26 protein-coding genes are annotated in these 25,710 nt (G+C 73.7%); 6 read left to right on the forward strand and 20 right to left on the reverse strand.

Annotation, left to right across the window (positions count from 1 at the left end):
- Positions 1-4: 4 nt before the first annotated feature.
- The 10 genes from ACI79T_RS05560 to ACI79T_RS05605 all read right to left on the reverse strand — a co-directional run bounded on the left by ACI79T_RS05560 (position 5) and on the right by ACI79T_RS05605 (position 10,268).
- On the reverse strand, positions 5-1,210 hold the full coding sequence (locus tag ACI79T_RS05560) for a cysteine desulfurase family protein (protein WP_456609049.1): 1,206 nt from the start codon (positions 1,208-1,210) through the stop codon (positions 5-7).
- Positions 1,207-2,607 (reverse strand): MFS transporter, encoded by a 1,401-nt coding sequence (locus ACI79T_RS05565; RefSeq protein ID WP_456609050.1) that lies wholly within the window; start codon positions 2,605-2,607, stop codon positions 1,207-1,209. The genes ACI79T_RS05560 and ACI79T_RS05565 overlap by 4 nt, the downstream gene beginning before the upstream one ends.
- Positions 2,608-2,680: 73 nt before the next feature.
- Positions 2,681-3,097 carry a carboxymuconolactone decarboxylase family protein gene (locus ACI79T_RS05570; RefSeq protein WP_456609051.1) on the reverse strand — a complete coding sequence of 139 codons (417 nt, stop codon included), beginning with the start codon at positions 3,095-3,097 and terminating at the stop codon, positions 2,681-2,683.
- Positions 3,094-4,032, reverse strand: coding sequence for an NAD(P)-dependent oxidoreductase (locus ACI79T_RS05575; RefSeq protein WP_456609052.1), 939 nt, complete (start codon positions 4,030-4,032; stop codon positions 3,094-3,096). The genes ACI79T_RS05570 and ACI79T_RS05575 overlap by 4 nt, the downstream gene beginning before the upstream one ends.
- Before the next feature lie 52 nt (positions 4,033-4,084).
- A complete protein-coding gene (locus ACI79T_RS05580) occupies positions 4,085-4,957 on the reverse strand; it encodes a hypothetical protein (RefSeq protein WP_456609053.1) in 873 nt (290 codons plus the stop codon).
- Positions 4,954-6,120, reverse strand: coding sequence for a CaiB/BaiF CoA transferase family protein (locus ACI79T_RS05585; RefSeq protein WP_456609054.1), 1,167 nt, complete (start codon positions 6,118-6,120; stop codon positions 4,954-4,956). Before ACI79T_RS05585 ends, ACI79T_RS05580 begins: the two co-directional genes overlap by 4 nt.
- A 10-nt stretch (positions 6,121-6,130) precedes the next feature.
- Positions 6,131-7,021: an HpcH/HpaI aldolase/citrate lyase family protein gene (locus ACI79T_RS05590; RefSeq protein ID WP_456609055.1), complete on the reverse strand. Its 891-nt coding sequence runs from the start codon at positions 7,019-7,021 to the stop codon at positions 6,131-6,133.
- A 1-nt stretch (position 7,022) separates the two neighbouring features.
- Entirely contained in the window at positions 7,023-8,180 is a 1,158-nt protein-coding gene (locus ACI79T_RS05595) for an acyl-CoA dehydrogenase family protein (protein ID WP_456609056.1), read from the reverse strand.
- 40 nt (positions 8,181-8,220) lie between these two features.
- The gene (locus ACI79T_RS05600) at positions 8,221-9,423 is read right to left on the reverse strand and encodes an MmgE/PrpD family protein (RefSeq protein WP_456609057.1); all 1,203 of its coding nucleotides are present in this window, start codon (positions 9,421-9,423) and stop codon (positions 8,221-8,223) included.
- Positions 9,424-9,527: 104 nt separating this feature from the next.
- On the reverse strand, positions 9,528-10,268 hold the full coding sequence (locus ACI79T_RS05605) for a GntR family transcriptional regulator (protein ID WP_456609058.1): 741 nt from the start codon (positions 10,266-10,268) through the stop codon (positions 9,528-9,530).
- A gap of 354 nt (positions 10,269-10,622) precedes the next feature.
- Between ACI79T_RS05605 and ACI79T_RS05610 the strand changes: the two genes are divergently transcribed.
- The 3 genes from ACI79T_RS05610 to ACI79T_RS05620 all read left to right on the forward strand — a co-directional run bounded on the left by ACI79T_RS05610 (position 10,623) and on the right by ACI79T_RS05620 (position 13,656).
- Positions 10,623-11,675, forward strand: a complete 1,053-nt coding sequence (locus ACI79T_RS05610) for a DctP family TRAP transporter solute-binding subunit (RefSeq protein ID WP_456609059.1) — start codon at positions 10,623-10,625, stop codon at positions 11,673-11,675.
- Positions 11,676-11,740: 65 nt separating this feature from the next.
- Entirely contained in the window at positions 11,741-12,376 is a 636-nt protein-coding gene (locus ACI79T_RS05615) for a TRAP transporter small permease (protein WP_456609060.1), read from the forward strand.
- A complete protein-coding gene (locus ACI79T_RS05620; RefSeq protein ID WP_456609061.1) occupies positions 12,373-13,656 on the forward strand; it encodes a TRAP transporter large permease in 1,284 nt (427 codons plus the stop codon). The genes ACI79T_RS05615 and ACI79T_RS05620 overlap by 4 nt, the downstream gene beginning before the upstream one ends.
- Before the next feature lie 18 nt (positions 13,657-13,674).
- Here the strand turns inward: ACI79T_RS05620 and ACI79T_RS05625 are convergent, their stop codons facing one another.
- The gene (locus tag ACI79T_RS05625; protein WP_456609062.1) at positions 13,675-14,592 is read right to left on the reverse strand and encodes a LysR family transcriptional regulator; all 918 of its coding nucleotides are present in this window, start codon (positions 14,590-14,592) and stop codon (positions 13,675-13,677) included.
- Positions 14,593-14,658: 66 nt separating this feature from the next.
- Between ACI79T_RS05625 and ACI79T_RS05630 the strand changes: the two genes are divergently transcribed.
- Positions 14,659-15,930 (forward strand): MFS transporter, encoded by a 1,272-nt coding sequence (locus ACI79T_RS05630; protein WP_456609063.1) that lies wholly within the window; start codon positions 14,659-14,661, stop codon positions 15,928-15,930.
- Between the two features lie 2 nt (positions 15,931-15,932).
- Here ACI79T_RS05630 and ACI79T_RS05635 read toward each other — a convergent pair whose 3' ends face one another.
- Both ACI79T_RS05635 and ACI79T_RS05640 read right to left on the reverse strand, forming a co-directional pair.
- Positions 15,933-16,601, reverse strand: coding sequence for a GntR family transcriptional regulator (locus ACI79T_RS05635; protein ID WP_456609064.1), 669 nt, complete (start codon positions 16,599-16,601; stop codon positions 15,933-15,935).
- The gene (locus tag ACI79T_RS05640; RefSeq protein WP_456609065.1) at positions 16,598-17,761 is read right to left on the reverse strand and encodes a CaiB/BaiF CoA transferase family protein; all 1,164 of its coding nucleotides are present in this window, start codon (positions 17,759-17,761) and stop codon (positions 16,598-16,600) included. Before ACI79T_RS05640 ends, ACI79T_RS05635 begins: the two co-directional genes overlap by 4 nt.
- Positions 17,762-17,941: 180 nt before the next feature.
- On the opposite strand from ACI79T_RS05640, the gene ACI79T_RS05645 reads away from it, so the two are divergent.
- Both ACI79T_RS05645 and ACI79T_RS05650 read left to right on the forward strand, forming a co-directional pair.
- Positions 17,942-18,781, forward strand: a complete 840-nt coding sequence (locus tag ACI79T_RS05645) for a fumarate hydratase (protein WP_456609066.1) — start codon at positions 17,942-17,944, stop codon at positions 18,779-18,781.
- Positions 18,782-18,810: 29 nt separating this feature from the next.
- The gene (locus ACI79T_RS05650; RefSeq protein WP_456609067.1) at positions 18,811-19,350 is read left to right on the forward strand and encodes a FumA C-terminus/TtdB family hydratase beta subunit; all 540 of its coding nucleotides are present in this window, start codon (positions 18,811-18,813) and stop codon (positions 19,348-19,350) included.
- Positions 19,351-19,449: 99 nt separating this feature from the next.
- Here the strand turns inward: ACI79T_RS05650 and ACI79T_RS05655 are convergent, their stop codons facing one another.
- The 7 genes from ACI79T_RS05655 to ACI79T_RS05685 form a co-directional block, all read right to left on the reverse strand.
- Positions 19,450-20,415 (reverse strand): electron transfer flavoprotein subunit alpha/FixB family protein, encoded by a 966-nt coding sequence (locus tag ACI79T_RS05655; RefSeq protein WP_456609068.1) that lies wholly within the window; start codon positions 20,413-20,415, stop codon positions 19,450-19,452.
- Between the two features lie 45 nt (positions 20,416-20,460).
- Positions 20,461-21,240 carry an electron transfer flavoprotein subunit beta/FixA family protein gene (locus tag ACI79T_RS05660; protein ID WP_456609069.1) on the reverse strand — a complete coding sequence of 260 codons (780 nt, stop codon included), beginning with the start codon at positions 21,238-21,240 and terminating at the stop codon, positions 20,461-20,463.
- Between the two features lie 117 nt (positions 21,241-21,357).
- Positions 21,358-22,479, reverse strand: coding sequence for an L-cysteine desulfhydrase Cds1 (cds1, locus tag ACI79T_RS05665; RefSeq protein WP_456609070.1), 1,122 nt, complete (start codon positions 22,477-22,479; stop codon positions 21,358-21,360).
- 35 nt (positions 22,480-22,514) lie between these two features.
- Positions 22,515-22,691, reverse strand: a complete 177-nt coding sequence (locus tag ACI79T_RS05670) for an RGCVC family protein (RefSeq protein WP_456609071.1) — start codon at positions 22,689-22,691, stop codon at positions 22,515-22,517.
- 104 nt (positions 22,692-22,795) lie between these two features.
- Positions 22,796-23,926 (reverse strand): ABC transporter ATP-binding protein, encoded by a 1,131-nt coding sequence (locus tag ACI79T_RS05675; RefSeq protein ID WP_456609072.1) that lies wholly within the window; start codon positions 23,924-23,926, stop codon positions 22,796-22,798.
- Positions 23,923-24,801: an ABC transporter permease gene (locus ACI79T_RS05680; RefSeq protein WP_456609073.1), complete on the reverse strand. Its 879-nt coding sequence runs from the start codon at positions 24,799-24,801 to the stop codon at positions 23,923-23,925. Before ACI79T_RS05680 ends, ACI79T_RS05675 begins: the two co-directional genes overlap by 4 nt.
- Positions 24,798-25,646 (reverse strand): ABC transporter permease, encoded by an 849-nt coding sequence (locus ACI79T_RS05685; RefSeq protein ID WP_456609074.1) that lies wholly within the window; start codon positions 25,644-25,646, stop codon positions 24,798-24,800. The genes ACI79T_RS05680 and ACI79T_RS05685 overlap by 4 nt, the downstream gene beginning before the upstream one ends.
- Positions 25,647-25,710 lie beyond the last annotated feature (64 nt).

Here is a 25,710-nt window from a genome sequence, read left to right on the forward strand (position 1 = left end):
CTCCTCATCGCCGGCCCATCCCGGCGCGGCGGGCGCGCTCCACCACGGGGGCGATCACCTCGAGCAGGGCGTCGACGTCGGCATCGGTGCTGGTGTGGCCGAGGCTGAACCGCAGCGAGCTGCGCGCCCGGTCGGGGTCGGCGCCGACCGCCAGGAGCACGTGGCTGGGGCGGGCCACCCCGGCGCTGCACGCCGAGCCGGTCGAGCACTCGATGCCGCGGGCGTCGAGCAGCATCAGCAGCGCGTCGCCCTCCGCGCCGGGGAAGGACAGGTGCGCGTTGCCGGGCAGCCGGCCCGGCCCGGAGCGCACCACGTCGTCCAGCGGCGCGCCGTTGAGCTGCGCGTCGGGTACCTGCCCGACGACGCCGGCGACGAGCCGGTCGCGCAGCCGGGTCAGCTCGGCGGCCCGCTCCACCCGGCCGTCGACCGCGGTCGCCGCCGCCACGGCCAGCCCGACGATCGCGGCGACGTCGAGGGTGCCGGACCGGACGTCGCGCTCCTGACCGCCGCCGTGCAGCAGCGGGGTGCACTCGGCCTCCCGGCGCAGCAGCAGCACGCCCGCACCCATCGGTCCGCCCAGCTTGTGCCCGGTCATGGTCAGCGCGTCGGCGCCGGTGGCGCCGAAGTCGACGAGCACGTGGCCCACCGCCTGGACGGCGTCGGTGTGCAGCGGCACGCCCACGTCGTGGGCGGTGGCGGCGAGGGCCGCGATGTCGCTGACCGTGCCGATCTCGTTGTTGGCCCACATGACGCTCGCGACGGCGACGTCGGTGCCGTCGCCGAGCGCCTCGGCCAGTGCCTCGGGCGTCACGCGGCCGGAGGGCGTGACGGGCAGCCAGGTGACCTCGGCGCCCTCGTGCTTGGCCAGCCACTCCACGCTGTCGAGGACGGCGTGGTGCTCGGCCGGGCTCACCACGATCCGGCGGCGCCGGGAGTCGGCCTCACGCCGGGCCCAGAACAGACCCTTGACGGCGAGGTTGTCGCTCTCGGTCCCGCCGCCGGTGAACAGCACCTCCGACGGCCGCGCGCCGAGCGCCTCGGCGAGCCGCTCGCGGGCCTGCTCGGCGGCGCGGCGGGCGGCGCGGCCGCTGGCGTGCAGCGACGAGGCGTTGCCGACCCGGCCGAGCTGCCCGGTCATCGCGGCGAGCACCTCGGGCAGCATCGGCGTGGTCGCCGCGTGATCGAGGTAGACCGGGTCCGAGTAGGTCATGACGGGCTCAGGGTAGTCGCGCGCGCGTCGGGGGCCGCCGTCCCCGGCGCACCTGCACCCGCACGGGGGGCGGCCGCGGCCCCGGCCAGCGCCACGGCGGTGAGCACGGCCACCCCGGCCAGCACGGCACCCGAGAGCGGGAGCGCGCCGGCCACCGCGGTGGCCACGAGCACCCCGACGACCCCGACCAGCAGCGCCGACCCGGTCACGTCGGCGATCTGGAAGGCCGCCGAGTCCGCGCCGCGGCGGTGCTCGGGCGAGGAGTCGAGCAGCAGCACGCTCAGGCTCGGCATCCCGAGCCCCATGCCCAGACCGGCGACTCCCCAGGTGAGGTACGCCGGCCAGCCGCCGATGCCGGGGAGGGCGATCAGCGCCGTCCCCGCCAGCCCCGCGGCCAGCAGCAGGAAGCCCGCACGCAGCACCACGACCCGGTTCCAGCCCGGCCGTCGCCCCTGCAGCTGCGAGGCCACCGCCCAGCCCAGCGCCCCGGTGGTGAGCGGCACGCCTGCGGCGGCCGCCGGGTAGCCGTGCAGCTCGGTGAGGGCCAGCGGCAGCAGCACGTCCATGCCGAAGAAGGCGCCGGCCAGCAGGCCGCGGGAGGCGACGACGGCGGGCAGCCCGGGCCGGACGACGGCGGTGCCGGCGGGGAGCAGCGCGCGCAGCGCGGCGACCAGCGCCGCCAGACCGGCCACGGCCAGGCCCACCGCGAGCAGGTCCATCCGCTGCCCGGCGTACTGCAGGACCGCGATGCCGACCCCCGCCAGCAGCGCCCACCAGCGCCGGGCGGGAGCGGACGGGGCGCCCTCCTCGGGCACGGCCAGCCCGCGGACGGCGGGCAGCACCAGCGCCAGCCCGAGCAGGATGAGCGGCAGCAGGCCGAGGAAGACCAGCCGCCAGGTCAGGTGGGTGGTGAGCAGGCCGGAGACGACCGGGCCGATCAGCGCCGGCAGCACCCACGCCGCTGCGAACGCGCCGAACAGACGGGGCCGCAGGGTCGTGGCGTAGGCCTGCCCGGCGACCACGTACAGCGAGACCACGATGACGCCGCCGCCCAGGCCCTGCACCGCGCGAGCCGCGACGAACAGGGCCATCGAGCCGGCCAGCCCGGCGGCCAGCAGCCCGGCGGCGAAGACAGCCACGCCGGTGAGCAGCGCGGCCCGCGGCCCGCGGCGGTCACCGACGTCGCCGCCGAGCACCATCCCGACGACCGAGGCGACCAGGTAGGCGCTGAAGGGCCAGGCGTACCAGGCGAGGCCGTCGAGCTCGGCGACGGCGGTGGGCATCGCCGTCGCCACGGCCATCGCCTCGAAGGCGACGAACGTGACCAGCATGAGCAGCCCCGCGGTGGTCAGCCGGTGCGCCCGGTCGAAGACCGATGCCGACCCGCCGTCCGTCACGCCGCCGCCCTCACGCCCTGGCCAACTCCGCGTCCCCGTCGGAACTTCCCGGCCGCGGTCGTGGCCGGGGTGGTCAGCCGCCGGCGCCGCTGCCGCCCTCGTGCACCGCCACGGTCGGCTCGAGGCCGTCGGCGCCGACGACCTCCCGCCACGCGTCGAAGCCCGCCTGGAAGGCCACGATCCCCGCCTCGGGCAGGGAGATCTCGATCGCTTCGAGGATCTCCTGCGGGCTGACCCCCAGGTCCAGCGCGACGCGGATGTGGCTCTGGATGTGCCCCTTGGACGCCCGCATCACCGTGAGGCTCACGATGAAGATCAGCTCCTTGGTCTTCCGGTCGAGCGTCCGCTGGTCCAGGTAGGCCGCGCCGACCAGCCCGTTGGCCGCCTGGAGCACCGGGAAGTCGTGCTTGGCCATCACCTTGTGGTAGTCGAGGACGTAGCCCCGCGATCGGGCCATGTCGTCGATGTACGCCTGCGGGTCCTCGGTCACGGGGTCTCCTCGTCGTCGGTCCGGGGTGGTGCCTGCCGGTCACCGGTGCCGCTGCGCAGCGACACCCGGTTGACCGACTCGTAGTGGCGGGCGACCTCGGTGTGGTCGAGCCCCGCGCCGCCCAGCGCCTCACGGGCCGCGACCGCCGCGGCGTACGCCGCGTCGGTGACCGGCGTGCTCGCCTCCTGCGCCGCCGCCAGGGACCGGGCGATGCCGAGGTCCTTGATCATCAGGTCCATGGCGAAGCCGGAGTCGTAGCTGCCGGTCAGCACGTGCCTGGGGTACTTGACCTCGGTCGCCTGGGACCGCCCGGTGGAGGCGTTGAGCACCTCGACCATGGCCTCCGGCGCGATGCCGAAGCCAGCGGCGACCGTGAGCACCTCCGCGGCGGCGGCCAGGTTGCTCGCCGACAGCAGGTTGTTCAGCGCCTTGGCCGCGTGACCGGCCCCCGGTGGGCCCACCACGAGCACCGATCCGCCCAGCGGCGCCAGGTGCGGCCGGGCGCGCCCGACGTCCTCCCCTTCCCCGCCGACCATGATCGACAGCTCCCCGGTGACGGCCTTGGCCACCCCACCCGAGACCGGCGCGTCCACGTAGCCCACTCCGCGAGCGGCGGCCATCCCGGCCAGCCGCCGGGTGCTCGCCGGCTCGGAGGAGCCCATGTCGATGACCAGCGCCCCGGCCGGCAGCCGGCCGAGCAGCCCGTCGGTCAGGAGCACCGCCTCCACGACCGCCGTGCTGGGCAGCATCAGGATCACCGTGTCGACGGCGACGGGCAGGTCCGCCAGCGACTGCACCGCGGGCAGACCCAGCTCGTCGGCGAGGCCGGTGGCCACCGCGGGGTCCGCGTCGTGGAGGACGGCGTCGTGCACCGCCGCGTAGCGGCGCACCATGGGGGCGCCCATGCGCCCCAGCCCGACGAACAGGGTGGACATCAGCGGGACCTCCTGGATGTGGGGCGGCGGGCGATCCGCAGCGCGGGTGCTCTCACCTGCTCGGCTCCGGGACGACGACCGGCTCCGGTCGGAGGGTCGCGGTCGCCGTCGTCCGGCCCGAGCCGTCCTGCACCCGCGCGGACCACCCGCCGTCCCCGGCGGCGGCGGTGACCGACAGCTGCTGCTCCCCGAAGGTCGGGGCGACCAGCCGGTAGGCGAACGTGGACCCGATCACCGGCCCCCCGGCCCGGCGCAGGCACTCACCCATGAGCAGCGCCTGCAGCGGGCCGTGGACCACCAGCCCCGGATACCCCTCCGCGGCGGCGTACGCGGCGTCGTAGTGGATCCGGTGGGCGTTGTAGGTCAGGGCGGAGAAGCGGAACAGGACGACGGGGTCGACGTGCATCTCCAGCCGTGCCACCGGCTCCGGCGCCGGCTCCTCCGGCCGGGGCGTGGGGGCCGGGCGGCGTGGGGCTCCGGCGCCGGCCTGGCGGTAGACGATGTCCTGCTCCTCCGCCACGGCGAGCCGACCGCCCTGCTCGATCCCGATCCGCACGGTCGCCAACGTCATCGGGCCCGACGCCCCGCTCTTCTCCACCTCCCGGACCAGCTGCGTCGTCCTGGTCGCCGGTTCGCCGAAGCGCAGTGGCGCGTACGTGGTCACCCTGCCCCCGCCGAACATCCGCAGCCGGCCGGGCCCGGGTGGGGCCGGGATGCCGTGCGTGGGGTGCCCGTCCGGCCCGAGGTCCGCCTGACAGCGGCGCTCGACCAGGTAGATCCAGTGCCACAGCGGCGGCAGCCCGTCGGCGGCCGCGGGGCCGGGGATGTCGAGCAGCCCGGCCAGCGCCTCGGCCGGTTCGGGAGCGACGTACTCGCTCCGGGCGCTCGTCGAGGGAGCCGGACCGGCCGTGCCGGTGGTGGTCATGGCTGCTCCTGTCCGCCGCCGGCTGCGCCGGGGCCGAATTCCGCGCGGACGGCGTCGGTGTGCTCCCCGAGCGCCGGGACGGCGCCCATCGCCGGCTCCCGCCCGGGCACCGTGACCGGCGGGACGAGCGAGCGCACCGGGCCGACGGGCGAGTCGACGTCCCGCCAGCGGTCCCGCGCCCGCAGCTGCGGGTGCTCCGCGAACTCCGACATGGTCCGCAGCCGCGCGTTCGCGATGCCCACCTCGTCCAGGCGGGCGGTGACCTGGTCGGCGGTGAGCCCGGCCAGCGCGGCGGTGAGCAGGACGCCGAGCTCCGCGTCGTTCTGCACCCGGCGGGAGTTGCGGTTGAACCTCGGGTCATCGACGAGATCGGGCCGGCCGAGGACGTCGACGCAGAGGGCCGCCCACTCCCGCTCGTTCTGCACCCCGATGAAGACCTGGCCGCCGTCCCCCGCGACGTAGGGGCCGTAGGGCGCGATGGACGCGTGCCGGGCGCCCGTGCGCGGCGGCGGGGTGCCGCCGTAGCGGGCGTAGAGGTAGGGCTGCGCCACCCACTCACCCAGCGCGTCCAGCATCGCGACCTCGAAGCCGGTGCCGACGCCGGTGCGCTCGCGTTCGTACAGCGCGGTCAGCACCCCGGTGTAGGCGTACATCCCAGCGGCGACGTCGGCCACCGACACCCCCGCCTTGGCCGGCGCCTCCGGCGTCCCGGTGACCGAGAGGAACCCGCTCTCGCACTGGACGAGCAGGTCGTATGCCTTCTTGGTCCGGTACGGGCCCTCGGCCCCGTAGCCGGAGATGGAGCAGGTGATGAGTCGGGGGTGCCGCTCCCGCAGCGTCGCGTCGTCCAGGCCCAGCCGCGCCACCGCTCCCGGCAGCAGGTTCTGCACGAACACGTCGGCCCCGGCGAGCATCCCGTCGAGCACGGCACGGTCCTCGGGGGCCTTGATGTCGAGGGCCACGCTCTCCTTGCCGCGGTTGAGCCACACGAAGTAGCTGGACATCCCGTCGACGGTCTCGTCGTAGCCGCGGGCGAAGTCGCCGACCCCGGGCCGCTCGACCTTCAGCACGCGGGCGCCGAGATCGGCGAGCTGCCGGGTGGCGAAGGGCGCCGCCACCGCCTGCTCCAGGGCGACGACGGTGATCCCGGTCAGTGGCAGCACGATGCGCTCCTCACGTCGTCCCCGTGGTGCCGGCGGGAGGACCGGGAGCCGGCGCGTCCGGGTCGATGCCGGCGCGGCGCAGCACCTGCCGGGCGCGCTCGACCACCGGCCGGTCGATCATCCGGCCGTCGAGCCGGACGACGGAGCCGCTCGCGGCCGCGGCCACCACCTGCTCGGCCGACCGCACCTCGTCCTCGCCGGGCCGGAAACCCGCGTTGACGACGGCGACCTGCCGCGGGTGCACGCAGAGCTTGCCGCCGAACCCCATCGCCACGGCGGCCGAGGTGTCCTCCTGGACGGCTCCCAGGTCGTCCACCCGTGCGGTGACGCCGTCCACCGGCGCCGGCCGGCCGGCGACCCGCGAGGCGAGGACCAGGGTGGACCGGGCGAGCAGGAGCGGGAGCGCGGCGTCCTCGGTCCCGAGGTCCAGCGCCAGGTCGATGGAGCCGAAGGCCAGGCGCGCGACCCCGGGCGCGGCAGCCAGCTCGTGGGCACGGTGCACGCCGAGCGCGCTCTCCACCAGCGCCACCACGGCGGTCCCCGGGCCCAGGCGCTCGCTCGTCGCGGTCAGGCGCTCGGGGTCCTCCGCCTTGGGCACCAGCACGGCGGCCAGGCCGCGGGCCCCCGCCAGCGCGGCGACGTCGTCGTCGTGCCAGGCGGTCCCGTGCGCGTTGATCCGCACGCAGGCCGCGCCGTCCGCGCGCAGCCAGCGGGCGACCTCCTCGCGCGCCCCTGCCTTGGCCTCCGGGGCCACGGCGTCCTCGAGGTCGCACACCACGACGTCGGCCCCGCTCGTCACCGCTCTCGCGAAGCGGTCGGCCCGGTCCCCCGGCACGAACAGCCAGGAGCGGGCGGTCGCGACGTCCGGGCGCCCCGGCGGCGGGGCGGCTGCCTGCCCCACGTCAGGGGGCCACGGTGTTGCGGTTGACCAGCTGGCGGGCGATGACGTTGCGCTGGATTTCGTTCGTCCCCTCGCCGACGATCATCAGCGGCGCGTCCCGGAAGTACCGCTCGACGTCGAACTCGGTGGAGTAGCCGTAGCCGCCGTGGATGCGGATGGCGTCCAGGGCGATCTGCATGGCGGTCTCGGAGGCGAACAGCTTCGCCATCCCAGCCTCCATGTCCGCCCGCTCCCCGGCCTCGAACCGCCGGGCCGCGAACAGCACCAGCTGGCGGGCGGCCACCAGCTTGGTGGCCATGTCGGCGAGGTAGTTGCCGATCGACTGGTGCTTCCAGATCGGCCGGCCGAAGCTCTCCCGCTCCTGGCTGTACCGCAGCGCGTCCTCCAGCGCCGCGCGGCCGACGCCGAGTGCGCGCGCGGCGACCTGGATCCGGCCGATCTCCAGCCCGCGCATCATCTGGGCGAAGCCCCGGCCCTCGGTCCCGCCGAGCAGCGAGCTCGCTGGGGTCCGGAAGTCGTCGAAGGACAGCTCGCAGCTCTCCACCCCCTTGTAGCCGAGCTTGGGGAGGTCCCGGGACACGGTGAAGCCCGGCCCCTTCTCCACCAGCAGCACGCTGATCCCGGAGTGCGCGGGCTCGGCGTCGGGGTCGGTCTTGCACAGCAGCGCCACCAGCCCGGCGGTGCGGGCGTTGGTGATCCAGGTCTTCCCGCCGTTCACGACGTACTCGTCGCCGGTGCGCCGGGCGGTCGTGCGCATCGCCTGGAGGTCCGACCCGCCGCCGGGCTCGGTGAGCGCCATCGTGGCGCGCAGCTCGCCGGTCGCCATGCGGGGCAGGTAGGCGTCCTTCTGCTCCTGCGTGCCGTGGTCGAGGATCAGCTTGGCCACCACGGTGTGCCCGCCCATGGCGCCGGCCAGGCTCATCCAGCCGCGGGCGAGCTCCTCGGTGACCAGGGCGTAGCAGGGGGTGCTCACCCGGGCCTCTCCCCACGGCTCGGGGATCGCCAGCCCGAAGATGCCCAGCTGCTTCATCTGCTCGATGAGCGCCTCGGGATAGGTGTTGGCGTGCTCCAGCTCCCGGACCACGGGCCGCACCCCCCGGTCGACGAAGTCCCGCACCGTCTCGACGATCGCCTGCTCTTCTTCGGTCAGCCCTTCCACGGGGCGCCTCCTCGGTTCGCTGTCGGGCGTCGGACGGCGGTCACAGGTACTCGTGCAGCACCCGGCTCGCCGTCGACCAGTCGAGGTCGGCGACCCCGAGTCCGGTGCCGGCGAGGCAGTCCTGGACCTTCCGGGCCAGCTCCTCGTCGGAAGGGGGCCGCTGCGGCGACCCGGGTGGGAACTCCTGGCGGGCGGTGAGCACGCGCCCGCCGACGTGCACCTCGGCCTCGAACTCGCCGGCGAGCAGCCAGTCCCCGCCGTCGCTCAGCTCCTCGTCGACCAGGCCCACGAGCCGTCGGGCCTCGGGCCGCCGGACGGCCGCGTCGGTGAAGCTGTCGAACCCCGCGTAGTCGTCGATCAGCGCGGCCGCGACGGCGTACTCCATGCTGAACTTGCCCTCCAGCCCGGTGTCCGGCCGGTGGTGGCTCAGCGGGGTGACGGTGCCCTCGGGGGTGCGGACGACGATCCGGTCGACCGCCGCCGGGTCGACCTCCGGGCGCAGCGCGGAGACCGCGCTGATCGGCCGCTGCAGCGCATAGCAGCAGGGGTGGAGCTTGATGGCCAGGCCGCCCGGGATCGCCGGGCCACCGAGGTCCAGCCGGGACGGGTCCCCGCCCACCAGGGCGAGCCAGGCGTCCAGGGCCCGCACGTCGGCGGTGGCCCCGGCAGCGACCAGCCGGGCGGCACGGATCCCCGCGTCGACCGCGAACCCGACCTGCAACGACTTGGCGTCCGTGCCGAACGCCCGCTGCACACCTCCCGCCGCGGGGACGGCGAGCGCCATGGCCGCGGCCAGCTGCCGGGCGTCGAGGCCGAGCGCCAGCCCGGCGCCGACCGCCGCGGCCGGCGCACCGGCCGTCGTGGTGGCGTGCCAACCGGAGCTGTAGTGGGGCCAGCCCAGTGCCCGGCCGAGCCGCGCCATGACCCCGGCCGCGGCGAGATAGGCGGACGCCCCGCCGCCGACGCCGAGCACGGCCGGCACGCACACCGTGCTGATGTGGGTCGTGGACTCCATGTGCAGGTCGTCGAAGTCCAGGACGTGTGCGGCCGTGGCCCAGCGTGCGGCGTCCGACATCCCCAGAGCCGTCGCGACGACGGGTTCCGCGCGGGCGGCGACGCCGACGGCCACGGTGTCCAGCAGCGAGCGGTCGGCGAGCGCCAGGTCGGCGGCGCTGGGCTCGAACCCGGCCGCCCAGGCGGCGAGTTCGGTGGCGACGGAGGGCTCGGCGGCGGCAGAGGGCACGAGGCGGCTCCTCGGTGACAGGTCCCGGGTGTGTCCGGCGGACCGAATGTACGGCCATTTAGTCAGCCGCCGATCGACCCGTCAACCCCTCGGGGCCTCCCGCCTCAGGCGGGCCCCCGGCGCAGCCGGACCCGGTAGGAGTAGCGGTCCGGGTGGAAGTGGCTGACGGCCAGCTCCACGGGCTCGCCCTCCATGTCGAAGTACATCCGGTCGATGCGCAGCAGCGCACTCCCGCCCGGGATCTCCAGGGCCTCGGCCACCTCCGGCGGCGCGGCCGCCACCGTGATGCTCTGCTCGGCGTCCTGGATGGGCCACTCGAGCGCATGGTCCAGCAGCCCGATGACGGTCACCTTGCTCACCGTGCCGGGGGTGCTCAGCTCCGGGACCTCCCCCAGCCTGAGGCGCACCTGCGGCGGGAGGTACACCGCCGTGTGCGAGAAGGCGTCGCCGTGGTGCAGGCGCAGGAACGTGGTGGTCGCGACCCGGTCGTCGGGCAGTCGCAGGCGCCCGGCGGCCATGGGGTCGACGGCGGCCGACAGGGGTTCCACGATGCGCATCACGCTGTCGGCCGAGAGCGCCATGAGGTCGTCGACCGAACCGAACTGGCGCAGGTAGCGCCCGGAGGGCGGGGTGACGAAGGTGCCCCGGCCGGGCACCCGGAACACCAGGTTCTCGGCTACCAGGTCGTGGAAGGCCCGGCGCACGGTCTGCCGGCTCACGCCGTAACGGCTGGCCAGCTCGGCCTCGGTGGGCAGCGGCGTGTCGACGCCGAACTCGCGCGCACGGATCTGGGACCGGAGGTCGTTCTCCAGCCGCCGGAAGGCCGGCTGAGGCTTCGTCTCCACGGCCCCCTCCGCTCCGCATGCGCCGGCTGGGGTTGCCACCGCGGTTGCGGAGTCTAACCGGGCACCACCGCTTCCCCGGGCCCCGAGCGGGCCGCCGGGGCTGGTGCTCGTCACGGTTCGGGCACCATGATGGTCGAAAACTTGACCTACATCACACCCGTCGGTATGAATGGCCTGCCAAATCGAGGGTGCGCATCGGGGTTTCGACCTCGATCCACCGTCGATCCTGGCCGGCCCGGTCGACCGCCGCCTGCTCTCGCGTGCCGGGTCCGGGCGTGTGCAGCACCGAGACCGGTTCGGTCGCGATGTGGGCAGGCCACGGCGGACCGATGACGTTCGACGAAGGGGACGGGCATGACGCGGAGCAGGATCGGCAACCGGGCACTGCTGGGTTCGACGGTGGCACTGACGCTGGCACTCACGGCATGCGGTGGCGCGCGGACGGAGGGCGGCTCCTCCGGGGGGGACGACGGCAGTGACCCGGTGACGATCCGGTTCTCCCACGTCGTCACCCCGAGCACGCCCAAGGGACAGGCCGCGGAGCGGTTCGCGGAGGTGGTCGAGGAGACGTGCGGGGACTCCGTCACCGTGGAGATCTACCCGAACTCGGAGCTGTACGGGGACGAGGACGAGCTGCAGGCCCTGCAGTCGGGTGCGGTGCAGATGCTGGCGCCGGCCAGCGCCAAGTTCACCACCATCGCCCCGCAGCTGCAGGTGCTCGACCTCCCCTTCCTGTTCGACTCGGTGGAGGACATCCCCGAGGTCGTCTCCGCCGACTCCGCCGTGGGTCAGGCGATCTACGAGAACGAGGCGCTGGCGGAGCGCAACATCAAGGTCCTCGGCCTGTGGGACAACGGCCTGAAGCAGCTGTCGTCGAACACCGAGATGACCGCTCCGGAGAACCTGAACGGGCTCCGCTTCCGGATCCAGCCCTCCGACGTCCTCCGCACCCAGTTCGAGACCTGGGGCGCCGAGCCCACGCCGCTGGCGTTCGGTGAGCTCTACAACGCCCTGCAGCAGGGCGTCGTGGACGGCCAGGAGAACCCGTACTCCAACATCGAGTCGCAGAACATGCACACGGTGCAGGACTTCATCACCGAGTCCAACCACGGCTACATCGGGTACGTGCAGGCCATCAACAACGACTTCTACGAGTCGCTGTCGGCCGAGCAGCAGGAGTGCGTCGACACGGCCTCCCAGGAGGCCACCGACTACAACCGCGAGGTCGCCGCCCAGCTCAACGAGGAGGCCAAGGCGACGATCGAGGAGGCCGGGACCACCACGATCACGCAGCTCACCGACGAGCAGCGCCAGGCGTTCAAGGACGCCGTGGTGCCCGCCGTCTGGCAGCAGTACGCCGACGTGATCGGCCAGGACCTGATCGACGACCTGCTCGCCGACCAGTAGCACCCGCAGCATCGAGGACGAGGGGGCGGCCGGGCGGCCGCCCCCTCGCCGACCCAGGAGGTCGTGTGTCCCGGTTCGACTCCGTACTGACCAAGGTAGAGAACGTCCTGGCTGCGGGTTCGCTCGCCGTCGCGGCGCTGATCGCCATCGTGGCCGTCATCCTCCGGACGTTCTTCAACGAGATCATCTTCTGGTCCGAGGAGGCGATCATCTACCTGATCATCTTCTCGACCTTCCTGGGCTCCGTCATCACGATGCGGCACAACGAGCACGTCAACGTCGACATCATCGCCGTGTTCCTCAAGAAGCGCGGCAAGCAGGTGATGGCCCTGATCGGCCTGACGGTCTTCCTCGTCTACCTGGCCGTGGTCGGCTGGTTCGCCTGGATGCTGATCTTCGAGCCGGTGTCGAGCAACACCGTCACCCCGGCGCTCGGCCTGCCGCTGTGGGTCGTGACGCTGCCCCTGCCGATCGGCTTGACGCTCATGTTCCTGCGCGGCATCGAGATCTTCTATCGCACCGTGCGGGGCCAGGACCCCTACCCGCAGGCCGCCAACGACCTGCTGGCCGCCGAGGGCGGCGCCGAGCTCGACCTCGAGGGCATCCGCACGGAGCAGCACCCTGATCGGCAAACCCGGGACCAAGAACCCCCTGACCAGCACCGCCCGGAGCCGCGGCCCCGGACGGAGGACGGCCGATGAGCGAGGCAGCGATCGCGCTGATCGTCATCCTGTTCCTGCTGCTCTTCTCCTCCGCCCCCATCGCGGTGGCGCTCGGGCTGACGACCTTCATCTACTTCTACTACTTCACGACGATCCCGCTCACCCAGATCCCCGAGACGCTGTTCAACGCGCTCAACACCTTCCCGCTCATGGCGATCCCCTTCTTCGTCCTGGCGGCGACGCTCATGAGCCGCGGCGGGATCAGCCAGCGCCTCACCACGGCCGGCACCGCCCTGGTCGGCGGTTTCCGCGGCGGGCTCGCCATGACGGCGGTCCTGTCCTGCATCTTCTTCGCCGCCATCTCGGGATCGAGCCCGGCGACGGTGGTGGCGGTCGGCACCCTGCTGATCCCGGCCATGATCCGCGGGGGCTACTCCCCGGGGTTCTCCACCGGGCTCATCGCCACATCCGGCTCCCTGGGCATCCTCATCCCGCCGTCGATCCCGCTGATCGTCTACGGCATCGCGACCGAGATCTCGATCGGCGACCTGTTCATCGCCGGGATCCTGCCCGGGATCATGGCCGGGGCGATGCTGCTGCTGATGGTCGTGGTCATCTCCCGGCGGCGGAACTACGGCAGCGGTGAGCACCTGGTTCGGATGACCCACTCGGAGAAGCTCAGGGCGTTCCGCGACGCCGCACTCAGCCTGATCCTGCCGGCCTTCGTGCTCGGCGGCATCTACGGCGGCATCTTCACGCCCACCGAGGCCGCCGCCATGGCGGTGTTCTACGCGCTGCTGGTCTCGCTGCTGGTCTACCGCGAGATCACCGTCAAGGACCTCGGCGGCATCCTGCTGACGTCGGCCAAGACGTCGGCGATGGTCATGTTCATCATCGCCAACGGCATCCTGTTCTCCTTCGTCCTGACCTCCGAGCGCATCCCGAACGAGATCACCGAGGCGATGCTCTCGCTGAACCTCGACAAGTGGTCGTTCCTGGCACTGGTGACCGTGATCCTGCTGATCGCCGGCTGCTTCATGGAGACCTCCAGCGCGATCCTGATCATCGCGCCGATCCTGCTGCCCATCGCGATGGAGCTCGGGGTCAACCCGGTCCACCTCGGGATCATCATGGTGATGAACCTCGAGATCGGGATGATCACGCCACCGCTCGGGCTGAACCTCTTCGTCGCCAGCGGGCTCTCCGGGATGAGCGTGCTGCGGGTGGCCAAGGTCGCGCTGCCGAGCGCGGCGGTGCTCCTGGCGGCGCTGCTCATCGTCACCTACGTGCCGCAGATCAGCCTCTTCCTCGTGGAGTAGGACGCGGCCGCGATGCCGTCAGTCGCGGAGCAGGGCGCTCCCGCGTTCGAGGAGAAAGGTCCGGAACAGTGCGACCGGCGGCGTCTCCGGGACGGTGCGCGCCCAGACCACGCCGATGGTGCGGGACGCCCGAGGGGTGACCGCCACCTCGACCGTCCCCGACGGGAGCCGGCCGGGCTCACGGGGCAGCAGCGCCACGCCCAGGCCGGCGGCGACGAGACCACGGACGGTGTCGATGTCGTCGCCCTGGAACATCAGCCGGGGGGCGAACCCGGCGCGCCCGCACCACTCGTCGGTGATCCGGCGGATCCCGTAGCCCGGTTTCAGCCCGACGAACGGCTCCCCTGCCAGCTCGGCGAGCCGGAGTGCCCGCCGCCCCGCCAGCGCGTGCCCCCTCGGCAGCAGGCAGACCAGCTCCTGCTCGCACAGCGGCCGGGTGGCCAGCTCGGGGTCCTCGGGCATCGGCGAGGTGAGGCAGACGTCGATGATCCCGGCCCGCAGCCGCGCCAGCAGGGTCTCGTGACCCTCCTGGTGCAGCTCGAACCGGATGCCGGGGCGGAGCTCCCGGAACTCCTGGATCAGCCGCGGCACCACCACCGGACCCAGTGTGTGCATGAAGCCGAGGTCGACGCGACCCCGGCCGGGATCGACGTCGAGCAGCACCCGCTGCACCCCGCGGCCCAGCTCCCCCAGCGCCTGCTCGACGGAGTCTCGCAGGACCTGGCCCTCCGGGGTGAGCCGCATCCGCCGCCCCGACCGGATCAGCAGGGCGACGCCCAGCTCGCGTTCGAGCCGGGCGAGGTGCCGGCTGAGCGTCGGCTGCGGCATCTCCAGGCGTTCGGCGGCCGCGGTCATGTGCAGTTCCCGGGCGAGGACGGTGAACTCGACCAGCCCGGGCGCGATGGCCGCGACCGGACCGTCGACGGAGTCATGCATCCATGCATGGTAAGTCGCTGATCGATGCATTGGACGCGGAGCCGATCAGCTCTCTACCGTCGTTTCGTGAAGCGGCGGGCCGGCACAGCGGCGATCGGTCCGGCGACGGCGCCCCCTCCCCCGGCCACGACCACCGGCCTCGTCAGCGGCAGCTCCGGTTTCCGCCGCGCGAGCGCGGCCCAGGCGGTGGCCGGCGCCGGAACCTTCGCGTCGCTGTACTCCGTCCAGGCGCTGCTGCCCCTGGTGGCTGCCGAGTTCGACGTCCCCGCCAGCACGGCGAGCCTGTCGCTGTCCGCCGCGACCGGCGCGCTCGCGCTGGGCCTGCTGCCGGCGAGCGCGGTGGCCGCGCGCTGGGGGCTGGGCAGGGTCATCCGGCTGTCCCTGCTGGCCACCGTGGTGCTCGGCCTCCTGGCGCCGCTGGCACCCAACTTCGCCACGCTGATCGCCGTCCGCACGCTGCAGGGTCTGCTCATGGCCGGCGTCCCGGCGCTGGGGATGGCCTACCTCGGGCGCGAGGTGCACGCCGGGTCGCTTGGGTCGGCGATGGGCCTGCTCGTGGCCGGCAACACCCTGGGGGGCCTGACCGGGCGGGTCCTCACCAGCACGGTCGCGGACGTGGCGGGCGACTGGCGACCCGCGATGGCCGCCGTCGGCGTGGTGTCACTCGCCTGCCTGGCCGCGTTCTGGGTGCTGCTGCCGCCGGAGGCGCGGACCGGCGACCGGACGCCCACGGCCGAGACCCGGTCGACGGTCTTCCACGTGCGGGCCCACCTGCGCGACACCGGGATGCTGCGGCTGTTCGCCATCAGCTTCCTGATCATGTCGGCGTTCATCACCGTCTACAACTACCTGGCGTTCCGGCTGCTGGACCCGCCGTTCTCCCTGTCCCACACCGTCGTCGGCCTGCTGTTCCTGGTTTACCTCGCCGGAACCGTGGCCTCCACGGTGAGCGGGCGCCTGGGCGACCGGTTCGGGCGGCGGCACGTCCTCCTCGCCGGGACCTCCCTGTCCCTGGCCGCGGTCCTGCTGACCCTCCCGGACTCGCTGCTCGCCGTGGGCGCCGGGCTCGTCCTCTTCACGGTCGGGTTTTTCACCGCGCACACGGCGGCCAGCGGCTGGGTGAGCCGGCGGGCCAGCCAGGGCCGCGCACAGGCCTCGTCGCTGTACCTGCTGGCCTACTACGCGGGCAGCAGCGTGGGCGGCTGGGCGAGCGGTTTCGCGTTCGACGCCGCCGGCTGGCCCGGCGTCGTCGCGGTGGTGAGCGGGCTGGCCCTGCTCGCCACGGGCATCGCCGCGAGCCTGCGCCACCTCCCCCCGGCGGTGCCGTCGGCCCGGTGACGTCAGCCCGGTGACCTCGGGGGCAGCGAGGCGAGGGCGGCGGCCGCGCCGGCGGCGATGTGCGCACGGAGCTCCGCCTCGACCGCGCCCGCGTCCCGACGGCGCAGCGCGGCGACGATCCGCTCGTGCTCGGCGGCGGACTCCGCGACCCGGTCGACGAGGCTGATCGTCTGGTAGGGCACGCCGTTCCAGAGCCGGTCGATGAACTCCAGCAGCAGCGGCGAGCGCGAGGCGGCGTAGATGCGGCGGTGCAGGGCCGCGTTGAGCACCGGCACGTCACCGGCTCGCCCCTGCTCGATCGCCGCGGTGAGGTCGCCGAGCAGCCCCTCGACCGCGGCGAGGTCCTCCGCGTCGGCCCGCCGGGCGGCCAGCCCCGCCGCCATCGGCTCGAGCACGGAACGCAGCCGGTAGACCTCCTCGGCGCGTTCGCGGCTGTGGTCGCTGACCACCGTGCCGCGGTGCGGGCGGTGCTCGACCAGCCCCTCGGCCCGGAGCAGCTGCAGCGCCTCCCGCACCGGGGTGAGGCTCATCCCCAGCTCGTCGGCGAGGTCCCGGGTGATCAGCCGCGCGCCCGGCAGCAGCCGCCCGCTGCGGATCGCCTCGCGCAGCGTGGCCGCGGCCGCCTCCACCTTGGTCACCGCCGGCACGGTGGGCGGGAGCAGCGTCGTCACGGGGGCGGCCCGGATCCGTCGTCGGCCACCAGGCCCAGCTCGGCGAGGATCGCGGCCGTGTGCTCCCCCGCCGTCGGGATGCGACCCAGCACCGGGTCGGTGCCGTCGAGGCCCGCCGGCGGCAGCAGGGTGCGCAGCGGGCCGACCGGCGAGTCGACCTCGCGCCAGCGGTCTCGGGCAGCCAGCTGCGGGTGGTCGATCAGGCCGTGCACGTCCCGCAGCCGCGCGTTGGCGATGCCGGCCGCCTCCAGCCGCTCGAGCACGTGCTCGCTCGGCATCGTCGCGAACACCTCCTCGATCAGCGCCCGCAGGTCGGGCCCGTGGGCGTGCCGAGAGGGGCCCGTGGTGAACCGGTCGTCGGTCAGCAGCTCCGGCCGCGCCAGCACCTCGAGGCAGAAGGCCGACCACTCCCGCTCGTTCTGGACGGCGAGGAAGACCGCTCCGTCGGCGGCCTGGAAGGGGCCGTAGGGGGTGATCGCGGCGTGCGAGGCCCCGGACCGGACCGGCTGGGTGCCGCCGTAGAGCGTGTAGTAGAGGGGGAAGCCCATCCACTCCGCGAGGGCCTCGAGCATCGAGACCTCGATCGTGGCCCCCTCACCCGAGCGGCCACGGCGCAGGAGCGCGCTGAGGACGCCGCTGTAGGCGTACATCCCGGCGGCGATGTCGGCCACGGCGATCCCCACCTTCACCGGCGACTCGTCGGTCCCGGTGACCGAGATCAGCCCCGACTCGCACTGCACCAGCAGGTCGTAGGCCTTCTTGTCCGTGTACGGGCCCCCACCGCCGTACCCGGAGATCGAGCAGTGCACCAACCCGGGGTGCCGGCCGCGCAGCTCGTCGGCTCCGAAGCCGAGGCGCTCCACGGCGCCGGGTGCGAGGTTCTGCACGAAGACGTCGGCACGCGCGACGAGCCGCTCCAGCGCCTCCCGGCCCTCGTCGGACTTGAGGTCGAGGGCGATGGACTCCTTGGCGCGGTTGAGCCAGACGAAGTGGCTGGACATGCCGCGCACCGTCTCGTCGTAGGTCCGCGCGAAGTCACCGGGACCGGTCCGCTCGACCTTGATCACGCGCGCGCCCAGATCCGCCAGCTGGCGGGTGGCGAACGGTGCGGCGACCGCCTGCTCCAGGGCGACGACGGTCATCCCCTCCAGCGGCCGCATCAGCGATCCCGCCGAACCGGTGCCGCCATGACCGTCCCCTCGTTCCCGTTGCGCATCATGTTCGATTTTATATCCTGACTGTGACGCCCGTCGCACGACGGGACTCCGAACGCCCGGCTCCCTGCGGGCTGGTCCGGACCATCCGGCACGGGTGGTCCCGAGGGGACGGGGACGACGCCGATGCGCACCCTGACGGCCGAGGAACTGACCGAGACGGTGGCGCAGCTGTGCATCACCGCGAACACCTGCCTGGCCGACGACCAGCTGCGTGCCCTGCGGCGCGCCCGGGCGGACGAGCGGTCCGACCACGGCCGGGAGGTGCTCGACCGGCTCCTGGACAACGCGGCCGTCGCCTGCCGCGACGGTGTCCCGTTCTGCCAGGACACCGGCTACGCCGTGCTCTTCGTCGACCACGGCGAGGAGGTCCGCGTCGAGGGCGGACTGGAGGCGGCGCTGAACGAGGGCGTCCGGCGCGGCTACGACCGCGGGTACCTGCGGAAGTCGCTGGTGCGTGGACCGGTGGACCGGGTCAACACCGGCGACAACACCCCCGCGGTGATCTACACCGACATGGTCCCCGGCGACCGCCTGCGGATCCGCCTGCTGGTGAAGGGTGCCGGCTGCGACAACATGAGCGCACTGCGGATGCTCACCCCCGCGGAGGGCGTGGAGGGCATGGTCCGGTTCGTCGTGGAGACGATCGAGAAGGCCGGGCCCAACGCCAGCCCGCCGGTCACCGTCGGCGTGGGGATCGGCGGCCCGTTCGAGCGCGCCGCCGTCATGGCCAAGAAGGCACTGACCCGGGAGTCGGGCGAGCCGAACCCCGATCCGGAGCTGGCCGCACTGGAACGCCGACTGCTCGAGGAGATCAACGCGACCGGGATCGGGCCCGCCGGGTACGGCGGGACGCAGACCGCGCTGGCGGTGCACGTGGAGAGCTACCCGACGCACATCGCCTCCTTCCCGGTGGCGGTCAACCTCGACTGCCACTCGCACCGCACCCGGGCCGTCGAGCTGTGACGGCCGGACACGGCCCGCAGCCGGTGCGGGTGACCACCCCCCTCGATGCCGCCGACGTCCCCCGGCTGCGCACCGGGGACGTCGTGTCGATCAGCGGCACGATCCACACCGCCCGGGACGCCGCGCACGCGCGGATGGCCGCCGCCGTCGCCGCCGGCGAACCGCTGCCCTTCGACGTGGCGGGCCAGGTCCTCTACTTCACCGGCCCCGCCCCCGCGCGACCCGGTGCGGTCATCGGCAGCGCAGGCCCCACCACCGCGTCGCGGATGGACGCCTGGTCGCCGCTGCTCATCGAGCGCGGGCTGCGGGGCATGATCGGCAAGGGGCTGCGGTCGGACGAGGTCAAGGCCGCCATGCGGCAGCACGGGTGCGTCTACTTCGGCGCCGTCGAGGGCACCGCGGCGCTGCTGGCCCAGTGCGTCCGCGAGTCCCAGGTGGTGGCCTACGAGGACCTGGCCTCGGAGGCCGTGCACCGTCTGGTCGTCGAGGAGTTCCCCGCCGTCGTGGTCAACGACGTGCACGGTGGGGACCTGTACCTGGAGGGCCGTCGGCGCTGGCGCCGCACCTGAGCGGCGCACCGGTGGCCGGCCCCGGACGCGCGTCGAGCGCCGACCCCCGCGGGGACCGGCGCTCGACGGTTGCTGTCGGCCCCTGCCGGGGCCGGTCGCTCAGCCCTTGCGGGCGTTGATCTGCTCGGTGGCAGCGGGCACGACCGTGTTCAGGTCGCCGATGACACCGAAGTCGGCCAGCTCGAAGATCGGCGCCTCGGGGTCCTTGTTGATGGCGACGATGGTCTTCGACGTCTGCATGCCGGCGCGGTGCTGGATGGCACCGGAGATGCCGACGGCGACGTAGAGGTTCGGCGAGACGGTCTTGCCGGTCTGCCCGACCTGGAAGCTGTGCGGGTAGAAGCCGGAGTCGACCGCGGCGCGCGAGGCGCCCACGGCGGCACCGAGCGAGTCGGCCAGGCCCTCGATGACCGAGAAGTTCTCGGCGCTGGCCACACCACGGCCACCGGAGACGACGATCGACGCCTCGGTGAGCTCGGGCCGGCTGCTCTTCTGCTCCACGACGCGCTCGACGACCCGGACCTGCTTGGCCTGGTCGCTGACCGACACCGCGACGGCCTGCTCGGCGCCCGCCGCGGGGGCCGGCTCGGCGGTGACCGAGTTGCCCCGCAGCGTGTAGATCGGGGTGCCGACCGTCACCTGCGAGTGCACGATCGTCGCCCCGGCGAACGCCGCCTGGGTGGCGGTGCCGTCGGCGGCGATCTCGGTGACGTCGGTCAGGAAGCCGCTGCCGGTCTTGATCGCCAGGCGGGCGGCGATCTCCTTGCCCTCCGGGGAGGAGGGGATGACGACGGCGGCGGGCGACTTCTCGCTCACCAGCTGCGCCAGCACCTCGGCCTTGGGGGCCACCAGGTAGGCGTCGACGTCCTCGGACTCGGCGACGTAGACCGTCGCCGCGCCGTACTCCGCGAGGACGTCCTTGACGCCGGCGGCGGCACCGGGCGCGCCGATCACGACGGCCGACGGCTCACCGAGCGCACGCGCCGCGGTCAGGGCTTCCAGGGTGGTCTTGCGGACTCCGCCGCCGGCCGGGTTGAGCTCGGCCAGGACCAGGACCTCTGCCATGGGTATCTCCTCTTCCTTCGATCCGGGCTATGTCTGGTGTGGCCGTCAGACGATCTTCTGGCTGGCGAGGTAGTCGACGAACTTCTGCCCGCCGTCGCCCTCGTCGGTCACCTTGACGCCCTCGCCCTTCGGGGGGCGCCCGGAGAAGTCGAGCACCTTGCTGGTGGCGGTGGCCAGACCCACGCTGCCGGCGTCGACGCCGAGGTCGGCCAGGGACTTGGTCTCCACCGGCTTCTTCTTGGCGGCCATGATCCCCTTGAAGGAGGGGTAGCGCGGCTCGTTGATGGTGTCCCAGGTCGAGATGATCGCCGGGAGGGGCGCCTCGAGGGCCCAGAAGCCGCCGTCGGTCTGCCGCTCCACCTTCGCGGTGCCGCCCTCGATGGTGACCTTGCGGGCACCGGACAGCTGCGGGAGGCCGAGGCGCTCGGCGAGCAGCGCCGGCATGACGCTCAGCTGCGCGTCGGTGGCCTCCGCGCCGCAGAGGACCAGGTCGTACTCCATCTGGCCCAGCGCCGCGGCGATGACCGCCGAGGTCTGCACCGCGCACGAGCCGTGGATGGCGTCGTCGACGACGTGCACGGCCTTGTCGGCGCCCATGGACAGCGCCTTGCGGATGGCGTCGGTGGCGGAGTCGGGGCCGACGGTCAGGATGGTGACCTCGCCGCCCTGCGCCTCCTTGATGGTGAGCGCCTCCTCGATGGCGTACTCGTCCATCTCGTTGATGACGTTGTCTGCGGACGCACGGGCGACGGTGTTGTCGGCCGGGTCCAGCTTGCGCTCACTTCCCGAGTCCGGGACCTGCTTGACAAGAACGACGATGTTCATCGCGCTGAACCTTCCTCAGGACGCGTTCAGGACGCGGGCACGGAGGCCCGCCTGGCTCCAAGGATGGAGGTTACTGCGCGGTAACGCCGCTGCGGGACGAGGGGCGGGTGAGGCACGTCACCCCGATGGGGCCGGTGGGACCGCCCACGCACCCGTCGCGGCGAAGCGCCGGAGGGTCGACGCGTGGGGGGCGAGGTCCAGCCCCTGCGCCGCCACCCAGTCGTCGGAGTAGTAGGTGCGGGCGTAGCGCTCGCCGCCGTCGCAGAGCAGCGTGACCACGCTCCCCCGCCGTCCGGCGGCGACCATCTCCGCGACCAGGCCGAAGGCACCCCACAGGTTGGTGCCCGTGGAGCCGCCCGCCCGGCGGCCGGTCGCCTGCTCCAGGTGCCGCATCGCGGCCAGGGAGGCGGCGTCGGGCACGCCGATCATCCGGTCGACGATCGTCGGCACGAACGAGGGCTCCACCCGCGGCCGGCCGATGCCCTCGATCCGCGACGGCGTCCCGGTGGTCCAGTCCGGGTCGCCGGCCGCGTACCCGGGCAGGAACGCCGAGTTCTCCGGGTCGACGACGGCCAGCCGCGTCGGGTGCCGCCGGTAGCGCAGGTACCGGCCGATGGTCGCGCTCGTGCCGCCCGTGCCGGCCCCGACGACGACCCACTCGGGCACCGGGTGCCGCTCGGCGGCGAGCTGGTCGAAGATCGACTCGGCGATGTTGTTGTTGCCGCGCCAGTCGGTGGCCCGCTCGGCGTAGGTGAACTGGTCGAGGTAGTGGCCGTCGCACTCGGTGGCCAGCCGGCGCGCCTCCCCGTACATGTCCGGCGCGCGGTCCACGAAGTGGCAGCGGCCCCCGTGGAACTCGATCAGCGCGATCTTCTCCGGGCTGGTCGACCGCGGCATGACCGCGACGAACGGCAGGCCCAGCATCCGGGCGAAGTACGCCTCGCTCACCGCCGTCGACCCGCTGGAGGCCTCCACGACCGTGCTGCCCTCGGTGATCTGCCCCGAGCAGAGCCCGTAGAGGAACAGCGACCGGGCCAGCCGGTGCTTGAGGCTGCCGGTCGGGTGGGTCGACTCGTCCTTGAGGTAGAGGTCGACGCCCCACTCCGGGGGCAGCGGGTACACCAGCAGGTGGGTGTCCGCGCTGCGCCGCGCGTCGGCCTCCACGGCGGCGACCGCGCGGTCCACCCACGCCCGGCTCCCGGGATCGGAGCGGTCGACGTCCGTGCGTGGTCCGGTCACCGCAGCATGATCGCGCACCCGCCGGCCGGCGCGTGTCAGGTCGAGCAGGCGCACCCCCGCGAGCTGGACGAGACCCGGGTCGCCTCGCAGAAGCGCAGCGAGATCCGGTCGTGGGCTTCGAGCGGGTGCGGGCAGGCGGTGCAGGAGACCGCTCCGGCGGGCAGCTGGGTGCCGGCCGGGGCGGGCAGGGCGGTGGTCAGTGCGGTGGTCATGGCGGAACCTGACTCGGCCGGGGTCGCCGGCGCGCAGTGGGGTGCTCCCGCCCCGGCACCGGCTCGGACGGCCGGTGCGCGACGTGGGCGGGACGCTGCCGACGCTACGCCCCGCCGACGCCGGCGGCTCCGGGCTCCGCCGGCGCGACCAGCACGGGCCGGTCGGCGGGGGTCACCGTGACGGCGGCGCCGGGCCGCAGCAGTTGGCTGTCGGCGCTGGCGACGTCGACCCGCACCTCCACGCCGTCGGGCAGCACGACGAGCACGCGGGTGGAGGCACCGGAGAAGGTGCGGGTGACCACCCGCCCGGACCCGGCCGGGTCGGCGGTGACGAGCAGCGACTCGGGCCGCACCAGCGCGACCACCGGCCCGCCGGAGGGGACGGCCCCGGTGACGGGGCGCCGGACGCCGAGCAGCTGCGCCTCCCCGGCGGTGAGCGTCGCCGGCAGCCGGTTCATCGTGCCCACGAACTCCGCGACGAACGCCGTCGCCGGGCGCTCGTAGAGCTCGTCGGGCGAGGCGACCTGCTCCAGCCGGCCGGCGCGCATCACGCCCACCCGGTCGGCGACCGAGAGCGCCTCGGCCTGGTCGTGGGTGACGAACACGGTGGTGATGCCCAGCTCCAGCTGGATGCGGCGGATCTCCTCGCGCAGCTGCACGCGCACCTGCGCGTCCAGCGCGGAGAGCGGCTCGTCGAGCAGCAGCACCTGCGGGGCCACCGCCAGCGCCCGGGCCAGCGCCACCCGCTGCTGCTGGCCACCGGAGAGCTGGTGCGGGTACCGGTCGCCGCGGTCGGCCAGCCCGACCAGGTCCAACAGCTCGGCCGCCCGGCCGGCCCGCTCGGACCTCGCCCGGCGGCGCACCCGGAGCCCGAACGCGACGTTCTCGGCCACGGTCAGGTTGGGGAACAGGCTGTAGGCCTGGAACACCATGCCCATGTCGCGCTTGCTCGGCGGGATTCCGGTGACGTCCCGCTCCCCCACCAGCACCCGGCCGCCGTCGGGGCGGTCGAAGCCGGCGATCGCCCGCAGCGCCGTCGTCTTGCCGCAGCCCGAGGGGCCGAGCAGGGCCAGCAGCTCGCCACCGGCGATGTCCAGGTCGAGCCCGTCGAGGGCGACGACCGGGCCGTAGCGGCGGGTCAGCCCCTCCAGGCGCACCGGCGTCCCGGCGCGGCCGGCCAGGTCGGCCGGGGCGCCGGGAGAGCGGTCCGTCGTGGTGCCGGGCAGCGTGGTCATGCGGACTCCTTCGTGCCGCGCCGGCGGTCCAGCGCGGAGATCATCAGCAGCAGCAGCCAGGTCACGACCAGCGACAGCACCGAGACGGCGACCGAGAGCTGCGGCTGGGATCCCGAGATCCGGAGGATCCAGGTCGGGAACGTCTCGAACCCCAGGATGTTGGCGACGGTGAACTCGCCCAGCACGAGGGCGACGGTGATGAACGAGGCGTTCAGCACCGACGTGCGCAGGACCGGGAGCACCACCGAGAGCAGGACGCGCGGCCAGGAGGCGCCGAGGTTGCGCGCGGCCTCGGTCAGCGTCCGCAGGTCCGCCCCGCGAACGCCGGCGTCGAGCGCGCGGTACACGAACGGCAGCGCCAGGACGACGTAGACGAGGACGAGGATCCACGGCAGCGCCGGCTCCTGGAGGGCGAAGAACACGTCGGCCAGCCAGGTGTCCAGGAAGTAGTCCGGCGCCCAGGCCAGCACGCTGCGCACGCCCACGACCAGCGCGATCGGCGGCAGCACGAGCGGCATGAGGGTCAGCAGCTCGACCGCCGTCCGGAGCCGGGGGAGCCGGAGGTCCACCAGCACCACGGTCGGCACCATGAGCAGCAGCGCCAGGACGACGGTCAGGCCGGCCAGGGCGAGCGAGCGGGTGAACGAGTCCGCGAAGCCCTCCGCGCCGGGGATCCGGCCATAGGTCTCCAGGGAGACGCCGTCCGGCTCGCGGACGGTGTACCAGACCGAGGCGGCGATGGGGATCAGGAAGTACAGGCCCAGGACGGCGAAGACAGCGGGCCGCCAGGCCCCCGCCCCGCGACGGCCGCGGCGCCGGGGCGCCTCCGGCTCGACTCCGCCCGCGCCGGCGACGTTCTCCGCGAGCGCGGTCATGACAGCCACCGCTGGGTGCGCCGCTGCACCCAGGCGTAGAAGACCATCACCAGGCCGACGAGCAGCACCATGCCCAGCGCCAGTGCCTTGCCGAGGTTCTCCGCCCCGACGACGACGTTGCTGGACAGCGCGTCGGCGATCTGCAGCGTGACCAGCGGGATGCTGCTGCCGACCAGCGCCCGGGCGGTGGCGTAGGCGGCGAACGCGGAGGCGAACAGCAGCATCGTCGCGCCGATCACCGGTGGGGCGAGCACCGGGCCACCGACGTACCGCCAGTACTGCCAGCCGGTGGCACCGAGGTTGTCGGCCGCCTCCCGCCACTGCGGCCGCAGCGCCTCGAGCGCCGGGATGATCGTGAGCACCATCAGCGGGATCAGGAAGTACAGGTAGACCAGCGCCAGCCCGGTCATCGAGTACAGGGAGAATCCGCCGAGCCCCAGTCCGAGGGTGTCGGTCAGCAGCGCGGTGACCACGCCGCTGGTGCCGATCGTGGCGATGAACGCGAACGCCAGCGGGATGCCGCCGAAGTTCGCCAGCACGCCGGAGGCGGTGAGCACCAGCCGCCGGAGCAGCCGGCCGCGACGGGCGCGCAGCACCGCCACGGCCAGGGCCAGGCCCAGCACCGCGCCGAGGACGGCGGTGATGGCCGACAGCTGCAGGCTGCCGACGTAGGACCGCGCGTAGGGCCCCTCCATGACCGCCCGGATGGAGGCGGTCGACCAGCTCTCCTGGAAGGTGACCGGGTCGGTGGCGCGGAAGGCCTCGACCGCGAGCACGCCGATCGGCAGCACCAGGAACACGGCGACGTAGAGGAAGAACGGGAGCACGCCGAGCGCGACGAGCACACGGCCGCGCCGGCCCCTCCTGCGAGGGACCGGCGCGACCTGCGACCCGGTGGGGGCGTGCGGA

The sequence above is a fragment of the Blastococcus sp. SYSU DS0619 genome, from assembly GCF_054051035.1.